Here is a 16131-nt window from a genome sequence, read left to right as displayed (position 1 = left end):
TCGCGACGCTGGCGTTGACGTGGGTGCACGCCGGTTGCATTGTCGAAGGTGCTTCGGGTGCCCGGGCGGCGGGCGGAAACGAAGTCACTGGGTGGGGACGTCGTCGGCGCCTGTTTCCCGTCGATAGGCCGCCAATGCGCTCGGCAGAGTCGGAAAGATCCGATCGGCGCCGACTTCTTGGGCCAGCCCGGCCGCCTCGAGGGCTTCCCGCAGGTCGTGTTTGACTCGGGCCATCGCGAACACGATTCCGCGCGCGGCTAACTCGCTGCGTAGTTGCCGTAGCGCGTCCAACGCGGTCAGGTCGACCTCGACGTTCGCCTCTGCGTTGAGTACGAACCAGCGCACGGGCTCGCCCGGATCATGGCGGTCGGTCCGCTGCTGTGCGGCGGACAGCGCCCGGCGCCGGAAGTCTTCCGCGTTGGCGAAGCACAGCGGTGCGTCGTAGCGGTAGACCACCAGTCCGGGGACGACTTTCGCCGCCGGGTAGTCGTCGATGTCGTGCATGCCCGCCAAACCGGGCACGAAGCCGAGGATCGCGTCGTGGGCGCGCGCGACGCGGCGCAACAGGTCGAGGATGGACAGTGCGATCGCGACCAGCACGCCGTACAGCACCCCGAACGCGAGTACCGCGGCGACAGTGCCGAGTGCCAGCACCAGTTCGCTACGCCGGAATCGGGCTATCCGACGGAATTCGGCGACGTCGATCAGCCGCAGCGCCGCGTAGACGACCAGCGCGCCGAGCACGGCGGACGGGAACTGCGCGAGCACTCCGCGCGCTCCCAGCAGCACCGCCACCACCGCGCCCGCGACGAACACCGAGTACAGCTGTGTTCGGGCGCCGGCGATATCGGCGATGGTTGTGCGGCTGCCGCTGCAGCTGACCGGAAAGCCATGCAGCAGACCGGCGGCCACGTTGCTGGCGCCCAGTGCGCCGAGTTCGGTATTCGCGTCGATGTTCTCGCCGTGGCGCGCCGCGAATGCCCGTGCGGTGAGCGTGTTGTCGGAGAACCCGACGACCGCGATCCCGATCGCGGGCAGCACCAATTTGGCGATGTCATCGAGAGGCACTGCGGTGACGCCGGGCAGCGGAATACCTGACTCGACCGCGCCGACGACCTCGATCCCGTATCGCTGCAAGGAGAACACCGCGACGGTCAGCGTCGCGAGCAGCATCGCGAGCAGCGGGCCCGGTATTCGCGGCGCACGGATGCCGAGCAGTAGGAGGGCGGTGAGTGCCACGGCGGCCAGAGTCGCGGTGGGCCAATGCCATAGGTGGAGGTTCGTGGCGAACGAGCGAAGCTGTGCGGGAATGGTCTGCCCGTCCACCGGTACGCCGGTGACCCGTCCCAACTGACTGGCGATCATGATTCCGGCGGTGCCCGCGAGGTACCCGATCAGCACGGGTTTGGACAGTAGATCCGCGAGTAGGCCGAGCCGGGCCAGCGCCCCTGCGAAGCAGATCAGGCCCACCAGCAGCGCCAGCATCGCGGCGAGCGTCGCATAGCGCCGCGGGTCACCCGCGGCCAGCGGTGCCAGGGCCACCGCCGTCATCAGCGCGGTCGTCGACTCCGGCCCTACCGACAGTTGCCGCGAGCCGCCGAGCAGCGCATAGATGATCAGCGGGCCGAGTGCCGCCCACAGTCCGGTAACTGGTGGCAGTCCGGCGAGGGTCGCATATGCCAGCACCTGCGGCACCAGATAAGCCGCCACGGTCAGACCTGCGACCGTGTCGTCGCGCAGCCATGCGAGCTGGTAGCCGCTGAACTGCGCCAGGCCCGGCGGACGCCAGGTCACAGGGGGTGCACTACGTCGGACAGTGCGCGACGCGGGGTCATCGGGACCTGCGCAGCACTGGTGGCCGCCCAGCCGATTCTGACTATGAGCTGCGGAAAACCACTGTCGGACAGTAGATCGGCCCGGATGAGATCGCGGCGATCGGGGTCCGCGTGCGGCAGCCTCCGGCTGTCGTCGGCGTACAGGTGCACGGTGGTGTCGCCGACGCGCCACTGCCACGGCTGGGTGTTGTGCACCGAACGCGCGCGCACGGCCAGCGCCAAGGCGGCCCGCGCGCTGTCGGCATCGGGGTGCCCTTTGGGCATTGCTCTTACCTCGTTCTCGACAACGGTGTCTTCATCGCCAGCGTCGCACTCGGTGACAGTGCCGACGAAGAGGCCAATGGCCGCAAGTCGGGGTCCGGTGACCCCTTAGCGGATCAGGAAGCCGGACCCAGTACCCCACGCAGACGTGGTGGCTCGGCGCGCGGGCGCGTAAGGTGCGGAGACTGCTCACGCCGGAGGGCGTTTGTGGTCTCGCACGACGATCATCGGGCACTGCGCCGAATGCAGCAGCGTGTTGCTGGTCGAGCCGAGCAGCATGCTGGCGAATCCGCCGCGGCCATGGCTCCCGACTACCAGCAGCTGCGCGTTCTCCGATTCGTCGAGCAGCGCGCGAGCCGGTCGGTCCACCTTGACGATGCGCCGGACGGGAACATCCGGATAGCGTTCGCGATAGCCGGCCAACTGTTCGGCGAGCAATGCCTCCTCCGACTCCAGCGCGGCATCCCCGCCCGGCGCCGGGAAATCGAGCCCAGTGGCATCGCTCCAGGTATGCACCGCGCTCAGACCGACCTTGCGCAGGGACGCCTCCTCGAATGCGAGTTCGACGGCGGGAACACTGTTGCTGGTGCCGTCGACACCGACCACAACCGGCTTGTCCGCCCATTCCGGCTCGATACCGGCGACGTCGTGGATGACTGCGACCGGGCAATGCGCGTGCCGGGTCACCGCGGTGCTGACCGAGCCGAGCATCCCGCGTTCGAACGCACCGAGGCCCCGGCTGCCGACCACCAGCATCTTCACCTGGTGCGAACGGTCGATCAGCGTGGGAATGAGGATATCGAAGGACACCTCGGTGGTGAGCGCGAGTTCCTCACCCGGCACAGCCGCTCGCGCGATCCGGCTGGCTTCGGTAACGATCCGTTCGCCGTCGCGGCGCATCCATTCCAGGTCAGACTCGCTCAATGTCATGCCGGGACCGAAACCGCCGGGCAACGCCATAGAGGTGAGGATGTGCAGCGGCCGGTGGTGCAAGGCAGCCTCGACCGCTGCCCAGGCGACAGCTTGATGGGAGATCGCCGACCCATCGACAGCCGCGATCAGCGGCGGGAAGGACTGCGAGGCAGTGGAATCGGTCATGGCTTTTGCCTTTCGTTTTCATCGGATTCACCATCGAGCATTACTGCCGCGTCTCATGCGTGGCAGGGACGAAAGTCCCTCGATGGGCAGGCGGCGAAGCTCGATTGCCCCACCGCACACAACACGCCGCCGCCGGTCTCCTCCGGCGTTTCTGCGACCCTGTATCGCACATCCACGATGTCGGATTCCCCGAACCTTCTCGCCGAATCTTCTCGCCGAATGGGCTGGCCGCGTGGGGCATCGGTCGCGGCAAAACCAAGTTGGGGAGCGCGTCAGCGGGCTTGTGCGTCGGGTTGGGTGACGCACTCCGCGACTTCGCGTCCGTTGTAGCTGCCGATCAGGACGAGCAGCAAAAGCGGGCAGGCCAGGACGACTTGGAGCAACAGAACGGCAATGGCCGGCAGACCGGCCAAAACCAGTGGGGTGACGAGGACGGCCAGCGCGAGCACATACAGCGGTGCGTGGCGGATATTCATGATGTTCCCCTTCCAGGGTTGAATTCTCACTGCCGCGTCGGCGGTGTGATCAGGCCGTAGTCGCCGTCGTAGCGGTGGTAGAGCACGCTGCCCCGGTTGGACGCCTTGTCCTGGAAGAAGACGAACGGCAAACCGGTCAGCTCGAGTCGCGCGATGGCTTCGTGGAGGTCGAGCGCCGGTGCCGGTGCCGGGCTCATGGTGAACGTCACGGCACCGTGGGTGACGGCTTCGGGAAGCGGACCGACTTGCGCGAGACGGTAACCGGTATCGCCGACACGATAGAGCACGCTGTCGATGTCGGTTCCGGATTCGGTGAACAGGTGGAAGTCGTAGTCCAGGGTCTCCATGTCGAAGACGGCCTCGTCGCAGGTTTCGCCGGCCAGCGCATACGATTTCCGCCGGACGATCTGCCGCTGCTCGGCCGCTTCCACAGCGTGGGGTAACGATGTCCGCGTGGCGTCGCCGTGGCGCCAGTGCTGTGGATGCAAACCGGGCCGTCCACCACGCACTGCTTCCCGGTGCCGCGCCAACCGCTCCAGGCGCGTCTTCAACCGAGCGGCGAGCAGGTCGATCGCCTCCCTGGTGGTCGCGGCCGCGACCTGGACCCGCACCGCGCGACCGTTCACGTTCACGTTCGCCTGGGCGACGATCGGCCGCGCCACCGCCGGGTCGGCGTGCCCGGCGACCCGGACCCGCGCCCCGAGCAGCGGCCCGGATGTGTGATCCAAAGCGGGGCCCACCTTCTGAAGCACGTAGTCCGCCGCCGCAGCGGAGACGTGGTGCCCGATCGATATCTGTAGTGCCGAATCCGTCATCCGCAGTGCCGAATCCGTCGCAGTACCTTTGCTCATGCGACCGACTCTGGCACCGCTCAGGCCGGTGCCGGGAGGGCCGAAAGTCCCGTCGCGCCCCGCAATGGCCTACTGCGACGCAGTCGACGAGAGGGCCGTCCACGTACGCCAATGTCGCTGTCGCCTTGCGTTTTCAGCGAGCTGGCGGAATAGCTTGAACAAGTCTATGGCCGTGGCCCGTGGCACGTCGGGAGTGGGACAACGTCGTATTCGCCCGGCGGTCAAGGGACTTTGGTCACCAGTCAGGGGTCCGACTCCGGCCTGCCCGGGCATATGCCCCCGTACGCTGTGGGCATGGGTGACGGAGGTGCATCGGCATGATCAAGGTGTTCCTGGTGGACGACCACCACATCGTGCGGCGCGGCGTGGCCGACCTGATCGACACCGAGACCGACATGCAGGTCGTCGGTGAAGCGGGCAGCTTGTCCCAGGCGCTGGCGCGTATTCCCGCGCTGCGGCCCGATGTCGCGGTGCTGGATGTGCGGCTGCCCGACGGCAACGGCATCGAGCTGTGCCGGGAGCTGCTGAACCAGCAGCTCGGATTGCGCTGCCTGATCCTTACCTCGTTCACCGACGAGCAGGCCATGCTGGACGCGATTCTGGCCGGTGCCAGCGGCTATGTGGTCAAGGACATCGGAACGACCGACCTCGTCGACGCTATCCGTGACGTCGGCTCGGGCAAATCTCTGCTGGACAATCGGGCCGCCGCGGCTTTGATGGCGAAGTTGCGCGACGAGGCCGAGGCCAAGACGGGCCCGCTGGCGGCGCTCACCGACCAGGAACGCATTCTGCTGGGGCTGCTCGGTGAAGGGCTGACGAATCGGCAAATCGCACAGCGGATGTTCTTGGCGGAGAAAACGGTGAAGAACTACGTGTCCCGGCTGCTGACGAAGCTCGGTGTGGAACGGCGCACCCAAGCCGCGGTGCTGGCGTCCAAACTCAACCCTTCCACGAACACAGATTGAGCCCACTGGGCCCGAGGTGTCGACGGCGCAGTCGTGCGCCGAGGCGGGATCGGTCGCCCGGGTGCCCCGCTCCTTCGGCACATCCGGGTTTTGCGAGTGCCGGGCGGCCCCAGAAGGAATCGACATGGGCCGATCGTCACGAGAATGGGTGATTTCGGCCCTGTCGATGGGCGTCGGCGCCGACGATTCTGATCTCATGACCGAAAATTCGAAGCTTTCGGCGCCCGAACAGCGGCACATCGCCGAACAGGCGCTGGATGCGCTGGCGCAACCTACCGAGAGAGTACTGCTCCAGGTGCGATGTGGGCGCGGTCATCATGTGGCGACCGTCTTCGCTACGTCCGCCGGTGCGGTGTACCGGTCGGTGGTCGGTCCGCATGCCCACGGTGATCGCGACTTCGTCGATACCGGGCACGGCGCCCACCACCGTGGCACACGATACGTCGACCTACTGGCGGCCGACGCGATCGCCGACGACGGCCTACCCGCCTCCTGCGAATGCGGCCCGCACACACTGTCGCGCGAACGGCTGACGCAGGCTATTGCCCACGACGAGCACACCCTCCAGTTGCCCTGAGGCGCAGCCACGGATCTGGCGAGCACCGCTCGCGGACTTCGGATAGCCGCCGACCCGGGCGACATCCTCGTCGTGCTCCTGCAGCAGCACCGCCAGCAGCCGCCGTCGCGGTGCGGAAACGGTGAATGGCTATGAACAGCTTGAAGACAGGTCCTGGCGCGGGCCGGCCGCCATGGTGAGCAGTGCGCGCAGGTGCTGTAGCCCACGTTCGGTCATGTCGGCGGTGCCGATGGTGATCTGCTGGAACACCAGGCCATCGGCGGCCGCGTAGACCAGGTGACTCAGTGCCGGGTCATCGCCCAGACCGGCACAGGCGAGTTCGTCATATAGTGCGTCGACATAAGCCTGATAGATGGCCTCGACGTATGGGCGCAGTTCCGGACGGCGGCGGGACTCCAGAATCAGTTCGTACTGAAACGCCTGGTCGTACGGATTCTCCGCGACCATCGCCGACAGCCCGGCGAGCAGGGCATTGAGATCACCACTGCCCGGCCTCGTGCTGACCGACGGCACGCTGTTGTCCAAGGAAAAACGCAGGGCTTCCTCGAGGAGCGTGTCCCGACTCCCGAAGTGATGAGCGACCAAACCGTGTGCTACGCCCGCCTCGCGGGCGACCGTGCGATAGGTCAGGTTTCGAAGCCCCTGCTCAGCGCAGACCCGTACCGCTGCGGTGAGCAGCGCGGTCCGCCCCTGTCCGTACCTGGGACCTGGGCGTGCGGAGTCCGTTCTGGCGGGCATGGTCTCCCTTCCTCATCCGTGCCGCGAGCATCCAGGCTACGGCATTTCGCCCACGTAAAACTTTGGCTGTCCGCTTGACCAGTTCGGGTCCTATCCGCCATATTATGTGCCACCGATCACAATTGTCCAAGTGGACAGCTTTATCGGAAGCCAGAGTCGCCCCAACGACGGGTCCGCTCGAGCCGCTCATAGTCAGGAGTTGTCCATGGAGTGCGACACCGAGGTGGTCGTCGTCGGCGGTGGATTCGCCGGTCTCACCGCCGCCCGTGAGCTGACTCGGCGTGGGATCGAGGTGGTAGTCCTCGAGGCCCGCGACCGTTTGGGCGGGCGTACCTGGCTCCGGGAGACCGCGCTGGGCCGCGAGCTCGAGCTGGGCGGCACCTGGGTGCACTGGATCCAGCCCCACGTCTGGGCCGAAATCACCCGCTACGGACTCGAGCTGATCTCCAGTCCACAGGCGCGGGTCGGCTACTGGAGAGTCGGGGAGGAACTGCGCACCGGTACCGCCGAGGAGTTGCTCGGGAAGCTCGACGTCCCGATGGCAACGCTGCTTGCGCCCTCGCGGGAGGTACTTCCGCAGCCTTACGACTTCTTCCCACTCTGCGAAGAACTGAATGCGCTAGAGCCGGTGACCCTGGCGGACAAGATCGCCGAGCAGCAGCTGGATCCCGAGGGATACGCGCTGCTGGACGGGATGTGGGCGCTGAACTTCAATGGCGATCCCGCCCGTAGCGGCTACACCCAGGCATTGCGCTGGTGCGCGCTCTCGGGCGGCGACTGGACGCTGATGTTCGAAGCCTGCGCCACCTACAAGCTCGCGGGCGGCACCCGCTCGCTGATCGAGGCTATCGCTACCGACGCCGCAGGTGCCGACATCCGACTCGGCGCCACCGTCACCCGGATCGACGAGAACGCCGACGGTGTGAGCGTCAGCTGCGCGGACGGTTCGGTGGTGCGGGCGAGTCGAGCGGTGGTGACCTTACCGCTGAACATCCTGTCCTCGATCGAGATCGCGCCCGGACTCGGCCACGACATCGCCGAGGTGGCGGCCGAGGGGCAGGTGTCCCGTGGGTTCAAGGTGTGGGCGCGGGTGCGCGGGGACACCGGCCCGTTCGTCGCGATGTCCAACAGCCGGTCCGCGCTGACCTACGCGCAGTACGAGTACCCGTTGGATGGCGACAGCCTTGTCGTCGCCTTCGGACCTCGCTCGGGTGAGATCGACCTGAAGGATCCCCGAGCGGTCGAGGCCGAACTGCGAACCTGGCTGCCCGATGCGGAGGTGGTCGCCGTCGACTCACACGACTGGACGGCCGATCCGCTTTCCGGCGAAACCTGGCCGATGCTGGCCCCGAACCAGCTCGCAGCCGTCACCCAGGCTGCCCGGGACACCAGTCGCCACATCCGGCTGGCAGGCAGCGACTACGCCACGGGCTGGGCCGGGTTCATCGACGGCGCGATCGAATCCGGTGCGCGTGCAGCCCAGCAGATCATCACCGAGTTCGAAAGCGAGAAGTGACCATGGGCTACTGCGCCGAGATCGTGACCTTCACCATCGATGACGCTGATATCGCCACCTTCCTGGAACGGCGCCGCGCGGCGATTGCCGAGGTGAAGTCGGCACACCCGCAGCTGTGGGCCGTGCCGATGTGCGCGCGCCGCGCAGACGGCACCTGGGTCGACGTATGGATCTACGAAACCAGGCAGGCCGCAGAGGCGGCCAACTCCGATGCCGGGAACCTGCCGAGGTTCCTGGCCATGGCCGATCTGCTCGACAACATCGAGATCGAGGCCACCGACATGCCGGTCGACGCGATCACACCGCTCTGACCTCCGAATCCCTGCTCCATCTCTTTCTTTGAGGCATCACATATCCGAAATTGCCGCATCGCCGGCCACCACAACTCAACCACCCAAAACATTGCGCTGGCAGGACGGGTTCATGTTCGCCCTGCCGATCGCCAACGGCCTGTTCGTCTCGGTCGGCTACGCCATCGGCGCCCTCGGTGCGGTGCCCGCCATGGTGATCTGCGTGGTGTTGTCCGTGGTCGCCCTCTGTCAGAACAAGCTGTTCTCCGAGATGGCGGCCATGTTCGCCGACAAGGCCGGCGGTGTGGCGATGTTCGCCGCCGAAGGCTGGAAACGCTATTTCACTCCGGTCGCCCCGCTCGCCGCGTTCGGCTACTGGTGCGGCTGGGGGCTGGTGCTGTCACTTGTCGGGCTCACCATCGGCGAGCTGATCCACGCCCAGTGGTTCCCCGACAACACGTTCGTGCTGTTCACCCTTGGCAGCGTTGAATTCGGTATGCCGCACTGTATTTCGGCGGCACTGGCTGTCGCGTGCACGATGCTGAATGTGCTCGGCATCTGGGTCGCATTGCGCTTCAACCAGGTCATCGGCAGCGCGTTCATCGTCGTTCTGCTGGCTCTTGCCATCGGTCCGTTCGCCTCCGGCCAATGGAGCGCCGACAATCTGACGACGCATCTGGACGGGAACTGGACTGGGTTCGCTGGCGCCGCTACTGGCCGACCGCGGCATCCATCTGTCAAACGTGCAGATCTACCGGCTGGTGTCCGGCAAGCCTGAGCGCCTGTCCCTGCCGATCCTGGTCGCGCTCTGCGACATTCTGTCCTGCACCCCGAACGACCTCATCGCTCCGCAGGTCGAAACCGTCAAGTCGCGCAAGGCGGTCGGCGCTGACCTGTCCGACGATGTCGCCGACCTCAATCGGATCGGTAGGCCACGGCGGGCCCGCATCACCCCGGAATCCCAGTGAGCAACAAACCCAGCTCCTGCGCCCGCTGCGGCCAGATGCGGCCGCGGTCGGTCCGCTGGCCGGATGGTGTCATCTGCGCCAGTTGTCACCGGGCCGTCTACCGTCGCATCGGTGTCTGCTCCGACTGCGGACACCGCCGAGTCCTTCCCGGCCAGCGCGACGAAGACCAGCTCTGCGCACCCTGCTTCGGCATCACTGGATTCGCTTGTGACACTTGCGGTGCTGAGGACCAGATCTTGTGGGGAGTCCGAGAATGCGAACGATGCGCTCTACACCGCAGAGTGAGCACGCTCCTCGATGACGGCACCGGCTCTGCAGCGGTATTCCTGACCCCGTTGGTCGATGCGTTGTGCTCGTCGAAGAACCCGGCCAGCGTCGAAAAGTGGCTTCGCTATCCGGGCGTCGGTGATCGGCTGCGGGCGCTGGCGACCGGCGACCTGCCGCTGACCCACGAAGCCTTCTCCGCCCTGCCTCGCTCCCACAGCGTCCGCTACCTGCGCGAACTTCTCATGTCGACCGGTCTTCTGCCGCAACGCAATCCAGGACTGTTGAAGTTCGATGAATGGACGGCCGATCTGCTCAGCGGGATCGCCGCGGCCGACGACCGCCAGGCCCTCGCCACCTACATTCGGTGGCACCACCGCCACCGGATCCTGCAGCAACTCGACAACGGCGCCCTTCGCGCCTCGGCCTTCTCGACCGCCCGCCAGCAATCAAGGGCCGCGTTGGATTTTCTGAACTGGCTGAGGGCTCGTGGAACCCTCTTGGCCGAATGCACACAGCACGATATCGACGATGGTTTGCCGACGGCCCGACAACCCGCCTTCTGGCCCGGATCTTCATGACCTTCGCCATCCGGCGACGGCTCTGTCCGAAGTTGCGAATTCCCAACCCACCCAGGGGCGCCGCTCCGGCGGCGCAACCCCAGCCAGAGCGGATCGCACTGATCCGCGAACTGTTCACCGAGGACACCCTTGCCCCCGATCGACCGCGTCGTGGGCCTTCTGGTCCTGCTCTATGCCATGCCCGCCACCCGCATCGCTCAAATCAGGCTGGACGACGTGACCATCCAAGACGGTCAGGTATCCCTGCGGATCGCCGAAGAAGACCTGCCGATGCCCGAGCCCCTGGACAGTCTCATCACCGATCTGATCACCCAACGTCGCAACATGGGCACCGCAGCCAACCCGACGTCACCCTGGCTGCTACCCGGGCAGCGGCCGAACCGCCCGATCAGCACCACCAGGCTCCGGGAACGGCTTCGCCGACTCGGCGTCACCGGCGCCGACCTTAAACGAACTGCTGCGAGAGATCCCCGCGCCGGTCCTCGCGGACCTTGCCGGCTGCAACCCGAAATTCGCTGCGGAACGCGCCTCGCTCCTCGCTACGGACTGGTCCAACTACGCCGCTATCCGAGCCCGCCGAGCACCCTGAGCTACGCGCCCAGCATTATCCGGTGCTCGATGCCGACGTGGCCAGGCTTTCGCCGTTCATCCGCTCCCACATCGGCATCGACGGCCACTACAGCTTCCACTTACCCGACCTCGGCGGAACACATCGGCCGCTGCGGGATCCCGACGCACCCGACGACGAGTAAGTGACGCACGGCCCACGCGGAGACATGGCCTGAACGGGAAGGGTGCGGCGGCGTCCGGTGGTTGCTGATCTCGCCTCCCGTGCACGGGGGCCGACCCGGAGCTTCGACGGATTCGCGGATCCTGCAACGGCTTCAGCGTGACCAGGGCACAACCGCATGTCGGCCCGCGTGAAATCCGGTGTGAGTGTGGTTGGTTGACGACGTTCCTGGAAATCCATTGAATTCGAATGTATGTTCGAGTTGCGGCCTCGGTATGGCAGGTCGTCCCGCCTCGTGCGGGTCGTGTGGTCGAAGGAGTGGTGTGAGCATGGCGTGTCAGACATTTCCCCCGTCTCCGTACCAGGTGTGCGGGGCGATCCTCGACAAGTACAACGAACTCGGGGCCCGGCGAGCTTTCTGCTGTGGCCGACCAGTGACGAGTTGACCAATCCCGACGGGGTCGGCAAACGCAACACGTTCCAGAACGGGCCCATCTACTGGCATCCCGACGCCGGCGCGCATCCGGTGGTGAATCACTTCTTCGCCGCGTGGCAGCGCAACGGCTGGAAAGCCGGTCCGCTCGGCTACCCGACTTCTGATGAGCTGGTCAACCCGGACGGGATCGGCCGTCGCCAGTACTTCCAGGGCGGCACGATCTACTGGAAGCTCAACGAGGCGTACTACGTCGCGGGCGCGATCCGTGACAAATGGGGCGAAACCGGGTGGGAACAAGGGTGGCTCGGCTACCCGGTTTCCGACGAGGTCGTCCTGCCCGATGGCCAGGGCCGGATGAATCGTTTCGAGCACGGCGTCATCTACTGGTCGCCGGCTAACGGCGCACATCCCGTCGCCGGCACGATCCTGGATCAATGGGCGTCGGCGGGCTACGAAGTCAGCTCGCTGGGTTACCCGGTGGCCGACGCGGTCGCCGGCGTCGGCGGTGCCGAACAGCAGCAGTTCCAAAATGGTCAACTGTTCTCGGCGGGCACGCGTTTGACGCTCGGGTCGACGCAGTACAGCTTGTCGTTCGGCGTTCCCACAGCGAGCCCGCTGACCATCGAGGCCATCACCGACGGGATCGCGTTCCGCGGTGACGGCTACGATCTGACGTTCCGAACCCGCAGTGACACGTCAGCGGAACTGGGTTTCAACCTGTTGGCACCGCAGACGCCGCGCCAGTTCACGATGCTCGTACCCGTGCCGCCCGGATATTCGCTGCAGGCTCAACCCGGCCGGGTCAATCTCCTGGCCCCCGACACAAGCATCGCCGCCGCCGTTGGGCTGCCCGTGGCCACCGACCCCGCCGGAGCACTGGTCGAGGTCGTGGCCTCGGTCGCAGGCAACGCCGTCACGTTCTCGTTCGGCAATTCACCTCTGCCGATCGTGTCCCTGGCCGAGGGCGTGACGAAGAACATCAATGACTACGGCAGCGTCGGGGAGAACCAGCGCAATGTATGCCTGACGAACCCGAACGACTGCCGGCGAGCATTCCCGGCTCGGGACATGGCCCAAAACATCTCCTCGGCCGAGTTCCCCGGTGCCGATCAAGGCGACAACCGGGCCGACGCGGCCCGGCACTGCCTGTGGCAGGCGTTCACCACCGAGATGGCCAACGAGGACTTCGCCCTGCGTATCGCCAACGCGCACGAACAAGATGCACCGGGCTCCCCGGAAGCCAACGCCATGGACGAGTACAACAACGTCACCGGCCGCGCGGTCGGATTGCGACACGAAGGAGACCACGAAGGAATCAAGACCACGAGCCTGGGCTACGCCCACGAAGCGCGAATCGTGCCCAACCCCGTCGGACTGGAAAACGAAGACGGCAACGACCTCATCATCCTGCACGAATAGATACCGTTTCGGTAACCTGCGGGGAGGGCGGACTCGCCCTCCCCGCAGGTTGTCCGGGGTAAGGCACGTCGGAAGAGGGTGGATCGGTGAACCGAGTAGTCGCCGGACGGATTCCGGTCGCGGTCCAGGCCGTCGTCGGGATCATTGCCGGCGCAGTGTTCTGGACCGTCGTGCAGGTAGCGACACCCGACATCGGCCACTGGCTCGTGAACGCCCTTGCCCTGGCACCGATACTGGCCGCAGCAGTCGCCGCGATCATCCACGCCAAAGCCCGCCGGTTCACCGTTTTCGGGTGGTCGTTCCTCGCCGGAACACTCGTCTACGGGTACCTGTTCAGCCTTCTCGTCCTGATCAACCTCTGACCGCAAGGACCGAACTCGGACGAGTCGGTCTCATCTGTGCCCCGTTCTGGGCTGCTCGCCCCCGGGATCCGCAGCACCCGGGGGCCCTCGCCAGCTCACCTGCTGCGATGGTCACCCCTACGCGGCCAACACACCCCGGAGATAGTGCTGCTGGTCGATCAGCGACCCTGCCGCCGCGACGCTGGGTCACTATCGGCTTGATACCGTCGCAGCCCCTCATCGGATACCCGCGCGTATTTCGCCAGGCTGCGTACCGAGGTGTGCCCGGACAGCTTCATCAACACCGGTGTCGAAGCGCCGTCCTCCGCGGCGTGGGTGAGCCGGGAGTGGCGTAGCTGGTGCAGGGTGTACGGGCCATCGTCAAAGACCGCGGTGTGGGTCTCGAACAGCTCGGCCGCCCGTCGATATGACAGGCGTGCCCGCCCGGACACAGGGTCGATATCGTTGATCGCCACCGACGGCCGCGCCCTGCGGTCGGTGAGGAACAGCGGCCCGGATCGGCGGCCGGCCAGCATCCTCGGCAACAACCGCGCGGTACCGGTCTGCCACGCGATGACCTCACGGGCTCCGCCCTTGCGGGTCACCACCGCGCATCGATTCGCCGGGTCGAGATCGCCGACATCCAGCATCAGCACTTCCTCGGCGCGAGCCGATGATTCGTAGAGCAGGTACCACAGCACCCGCTCCCGCGGCGGCGCCTGCGACCCCAGGATCTGGGTGACACGCTCCCGACTCAAAGCCTTGCTCGAATCCGGCGGCGCGGGCCGGGCCCGCAACCGCACCAGCGGATTCCCGACCAGCCAGCCCTGCTCACGCCAGTACCCGAACGCCGAACCCAGCGCGGTCAACCGGATGTTGAACGTCTTGGCCGACTTCGCACCCCACACGTAGGTGAACCAGCCGCTGACCCGATCCGGTTCCGTACCCAGTAGCGCCACGTCGGTGTCGGCCCCGAAATCGGCGACAAGGCGATCCAGCGCCGCCGCATACGTCGCGCGGGTATTACGCACAGTGATCGTAGCCAGATAGATATGCGCCGCATCCGCCAACCGCACACCGACCGCCGACCGCGGCAGCGCCCGGACCCGCCCCATTCCGACCTCCCACGCCGCTACCGCAGATAGTTTCCCGAGTCGCCGCTGTTCGGACAGGGCATCACGCCAGGACGGCTCACCAGTTACCGCACATAGTATGTCACTATCTGCGGCAACCTCTTAGCGTGACTTTTCTCTTGGATGTTCCCGGACCCCCGTGTCCCATGGTGGTCGTGATGTGTTCGGGCAGTTGTTCATGGTGGTCACCGGTATTCGGGGTGCCGGTGGGCTCGAACATGAGTATGGATGCGCCGCTGGTGGAAGACGGTTTGTGCTCGACACCGCGGGGGACGACGAAGACGGAACCTTTGGGCAGGGTCACGGTGCGTTCGCCGCACTTGTCGCGCAATGCAATTCGTAGTTCTCCGTCGAGGACGAGGAAGAATTCGTCGGTGTCGTCGTGACGGTGCCAGGCGAACTCGCCGGCCACTTTGGCGATGCGGACGTCGTAATCGTTGACCCTGGCAGCGATCCGCGGGGCCCACAGCTCATCGAAGGCCGCCAGCGCGGCGTGCAGGTCGACTGGTTCATTGCTCACCGTCCCATCGTCAGTGGTGCGCCTCGAACATGGAAGTGCTAGAAATCGCATATGTCGCGTGGATCCTCGCATCGGGTTGTGGTGATCGTCGACGAGGGCTCGAACCCGTTCGAGTTGGGCGTCGCGACCGAGTTGTTCGGACTGCGGCGCCCCGAGTTGGGCCGACCGTGGTACGAGTTCCAGCTGTGTGCCGAGGGTGGTGCGGCGCGGATGCACGGAGGGTTGTTCACGCTGAGCGAGGTCGCTGGGCTCGACGCGGTAGCGACGGCCGACACCGTGATCGTGCCGAATCGCCCGGATCCGGAGGCGGGGTGCTCACCGGTAGTGGTGCTGGCCGTCCAGCAGGCCGCGGAGCGAGGCGCGCGGTTGGTGAGCTTCTGCACGGGGGCGTTCACTCTGGCCGCGGCAGGGGTTCTCGACGGGCGGCGGGCCACCACCCACTGGCGGTGGGCCGAGCGATTCGCCGCGCGCTACCCGAAGGTGTTGTTGGAGCCGGATGTCCTCTACGTCGACGACGGTGACCTGCTGACCGCCGCCGGCAGCGCTGCCGCGCTCGATCTCGGCCTGCATCTCATTCGTCGCGACCACGGCGCCGAGATCGCCACCGCGGTAAGCCGCCGCCTGGTCTTCGCCAGCCACCGCGACGGAGGGCAGCGGCAGTTCGTCGAACGCCCCATTGCCGGTGTGAAAGATACGTCTTTGGCGCCCGTGCTCGCCTGGGCCCAAGCATATTTGGACCAGCCCATGACAGTGGCCGACCTCGCCGCCCGCGCAGCCGTCAGCCCTGCCACCTTGCACCGCCGCTTCCAGGCCGAACTAGGAACGACACCCCTGGCGTGGCTGACCACCGAACGTGTCGCGCTGGCGTGCCGGCTGCTCGAACGCGGCGAACAGAACCTCGACCGTGTCGCCCGCGCCAGCGGACTGGGAACCCCGTCCAACCTCAGGGCAAGTATGCGCCGCCGAATCGGGTTGACCCCCACCACGTACCGCCGCCGATTCGGCCCCATCACGACACCTTCCCCCTACCCTGGGTAGTGAACTATTACGCCACCCAACGCGCGCTGGCCGCCGTCCGAAACGTCCGCAATTCGGCTACTATCGGACGCGGATGCGGGGGCCTCTGGCCGAG

The 16131-nt window shown here is 66.3% G+C and carries 20 protein-coding genes; 11 read left to right on the top strand and 9 right to left on the bottom strand.

The annotated features are described in order from the left end of the window. Positions 1-84: 84 nt before the first annotated feature. The 5 genes from ACT86A_RS26145 to ACT86A_RS26125 form a co-directional block, all read right to left on the bottom strand. The gene (locus ACT86A_RS26145) at positions 85-1794 is read right to left on the bottom strand and encodes a SulP family inorganic anion transporter (protein ID WP_445094879.1); all 1710 of its coding nucleotides are present in this window, start codon (positions 1792-1794) and stop codon (positions 85-87) included. Beyond that, positions 1791-2099, bottom strand: a complete 309-nt coding sequence (locus ACT86A_RS26140) for a hypothetical protein (RefSeq protein ID WP_445094878.1) — start codon at positions 2097-2099, stop codon at positions 1791-1793. Before ACT86A_RS26140 ends, ACT86A_RS26145 begins: the two co-directional genes overlap by 4 nt. A 186-nt stretch (positions 2100-2285) precedes the next feature. Then, positions 2286-3194, bottom strand: coding sequence for a universal stress protein (locus tag ACT86A_RS26135; protein ID WP_445094877.1), 909 nt, complete (start codon positions 3192-3194; stop codon positions 2286-2288). Positions 3195-3466: 272 nt separating this feature from the next. Next, on the bottom strand, positions 3467-3670 hold the full coding sequence (locus tag ACT86A_RS26130) for a DUF2933 domain-containing protein (RefSeq protein ID WP_445094876.1): 204 nt from the start codon (positions 3668-3670) through the stop codon (positions 3467-3469). 26 nt (positions 3671-3696) lie between these two features. Beyond that, the gene (locus tag ACT86A_RS26125; protein ID WP_445094875.1) at positions 3697-4521 is read right to left on the bottom strand and encodes a ribosome hibernation promotion factor; all 825 of its coding nucleotides are present in this window, start codon (positions 4519-4521) and stop codon (positions 3697-3699) included. A gap of 317 nt (positions 4522-4838) precedes the next feature. On the opposite strand from ACT86A_RS26125, the gene ACT86A_RS26120 reads away from it, so the two are divergent. After that, on the top strand, positions 4839-5486 hold the full coding sequence (locus tag ACT86A_RS26120; protein ID WP_445094874.1) for a response regulator transcription factor: 648 nt from the start codon (positions 4839-4841) through the stop codon (positions 5484-5486). A 196-nt stretch (positions 5487-5682) separates the two neighbouring features. Further along, positions 5683-6063 carry a hypothetical protein gene (locus ACT86A_RS26115; RefSeq protein ID WP_445094873.1) on the top strand — a complete coding sequence of 127 codons (381 nt, stop codon included), beginning with the start codon at positions 5683-5685 and terminating at the stop codon, positions 6061-6063. 129 nt (positions 6064-6192) lie between these two features. Here ACT86A_RS26115 and ACT86A_RS26110 read toward each other — a convergent pair whose 3' ends face one another. Continuing rightward, a complete protein-coding gene (locus ACT86A_RS26110; RefSeq protein ID WP_445094872.1) occupies positions 6193-6801 on the bottom strand; it encodes a TetR/AcrR family transcriptional regulator in 609 nt (202 codons plus the stop codon). 205 nt (positions 6802-7006) lie between these two features. Here ACT86A_RS26110 and ACT86A_RS26105 point away from each other — a divergent pair, with 205 nt between their 5' ends. From ACT86A_RS26105 to ACT86A_RS26085, 5 genes are all read left to right on the top strand, one after another. Beyond that, entirely contained in the window at positions 7007-8317 is a 1311-nt protein-coding gene (locus ACT86A_RS26105) for a flavin monoamine oxidase family protein (RefSeq protein ID WP_445094871.1), read from the top strand. Positions 8318-8319: 2 nt separating this feature from the next. Next, positions 8320-8628, top strand: a complete 309-nt coding sequence (locus ACT86A_RS26100) for a hypothetical protein (protein WP_445094870.1) — start codon at positions 8320-8322, stop codon at positions 8626-8628. Positions 8629-8740: 112 nt separating this feature from the next. Further along, on the top strand, positions 8741-9385 hold the full coding sequence (locus ACT86A_RS26095; protein WP_445094869.1) for an APC family permease: 645 nt from the start codon (positions 8741-8743) through the stop codon (positions 9383-9385). Continuing rightward, positions 9351-9575: a helix-turn-helix domain-containing protein gene (locus tag ACT86A_RS26090; RefSeq protein WP_445094868.1), complete on the top strand. Its 225-nt coding sequence runs from the start codon at positions 9351-9353 to the stop codon at positions 9573-9575. Before ACT86A_RS26095 ends, ACT86A_RS26090 begins: the two co-directional genes overlap by 35 nt. Positions 9576-9910: 335 nt before the next feature. Then, entirely contained in the window at positions 9911-10420 is a 510-nt protein-coding gene (locus ACT86A_RS26085; protein WP_445094867.1) for a hypothetical protein, read from the top strand. Between the two features lie 114 nt (positions 10421-10534). Here ACT86A_RS26085 and ACT86A_RS26080 read toward each other — a convergent pair whose 3' ends face one another. Then, positions 10535-10735, bottom strand: a complete 201-nt coding sequence (locus ACT86A_RS26080) for a hypothetical protein (RefSeq protein ID WP_445094866.1) — start codon at positions 10733-10735, stop codon at positions 10535-10537. Positions 10736-11031: 296 nt separating this feature from the next. Between ACT86A_RS26080 and ACT86A_RS26075 the strand changes: the two genes are divergently transcribed. From ACT86A_RS26075 to ACT86A_RS26065, 3 genes are all read left to right on the top strand, one after another. Next, complete coding sequence (locus tag ACT86A_RS26075; RefSeq protein ID WP_445094865.1) at positions 11032-11172, top strand: hypothetical protein; 141 nt, start codon at positions 11032-11034, stop codon at positions 11170-11172. Positions 11173-11592: 420 nt separating this feature from the next. Further along, a complete protein-coding gene (locus ACT86A_RS26070) occupies positions 11593-13005 on the top strand; it encodes an LGFP repeat-containing protein (protein ID WP_445094864.1) in 1413 nt (470 codons plus the stop codon). 86 nt (positions 13006-13091) lie between these two features. Beyond that, entirely contained in the window at positions 13092-13367 is a 276-nt protein-coding gene (locus ACT86A_RS26065; RefSeq protein WP_445094863.1) for a hypothetical protein, read from the top strand. Positions 13368-13525: 158 nt separating this feature from the next. Here the strand turns inward: ACT86A_RS26065 and ACT86A_RS26060 are convergent, their stop codons facing one another. Both ACT86A_RS26060 and ACT86A_RS26055 read right to left on the bottom strand, forming a co-directional pair. Next, complete coding sequence (locus ACT86A_RS26060) at positions 13526-14461, bottom strand: tyrosine-type recombinase/integrase (RefSeq protein ID WP_445094862.1); 936 nt, start codon at positions 14459-14461, stop codon at positions 13526-13528. A 103-nt stretch (positions 14462-14564) separates the two neighbouring features. After that, positions 14565-14999: a cupin domain-containing protein gene (locus ACT86A_RS26055; protein WP_445094861.1), complete on the bottom strand. Its 435-nt coding sequence runs from the start codon at positions 14997-14999 to the stop codon at positions 14565-14567. Positions 15000-15050: 51 nt separating this feature from the next. On the opposite strand from ACT86A_RS26055, the gene ACT86A_RS26050 reads away from it, so the two are divergent. Further along, positions 15051-16037, top strand: coding sequence for a helix-turn-helix domain-containing protein (locus tag ACT86A_RS26050; protein WP_445094860.1), 987 nt, complete (start codon positions 15051-15053; stop codon positions 16035-16037). Positions 16038-16131 lie beyond the last annotated feature (94 nt).

The sequence above is a fragment of the Nocardia glycosmidis genome (assembly GCF_052545115.1).
Note: the sequence above shows the minus strand (reverse complement) of the source record. Positions and strands in the feature narration are given on the sequence as shown.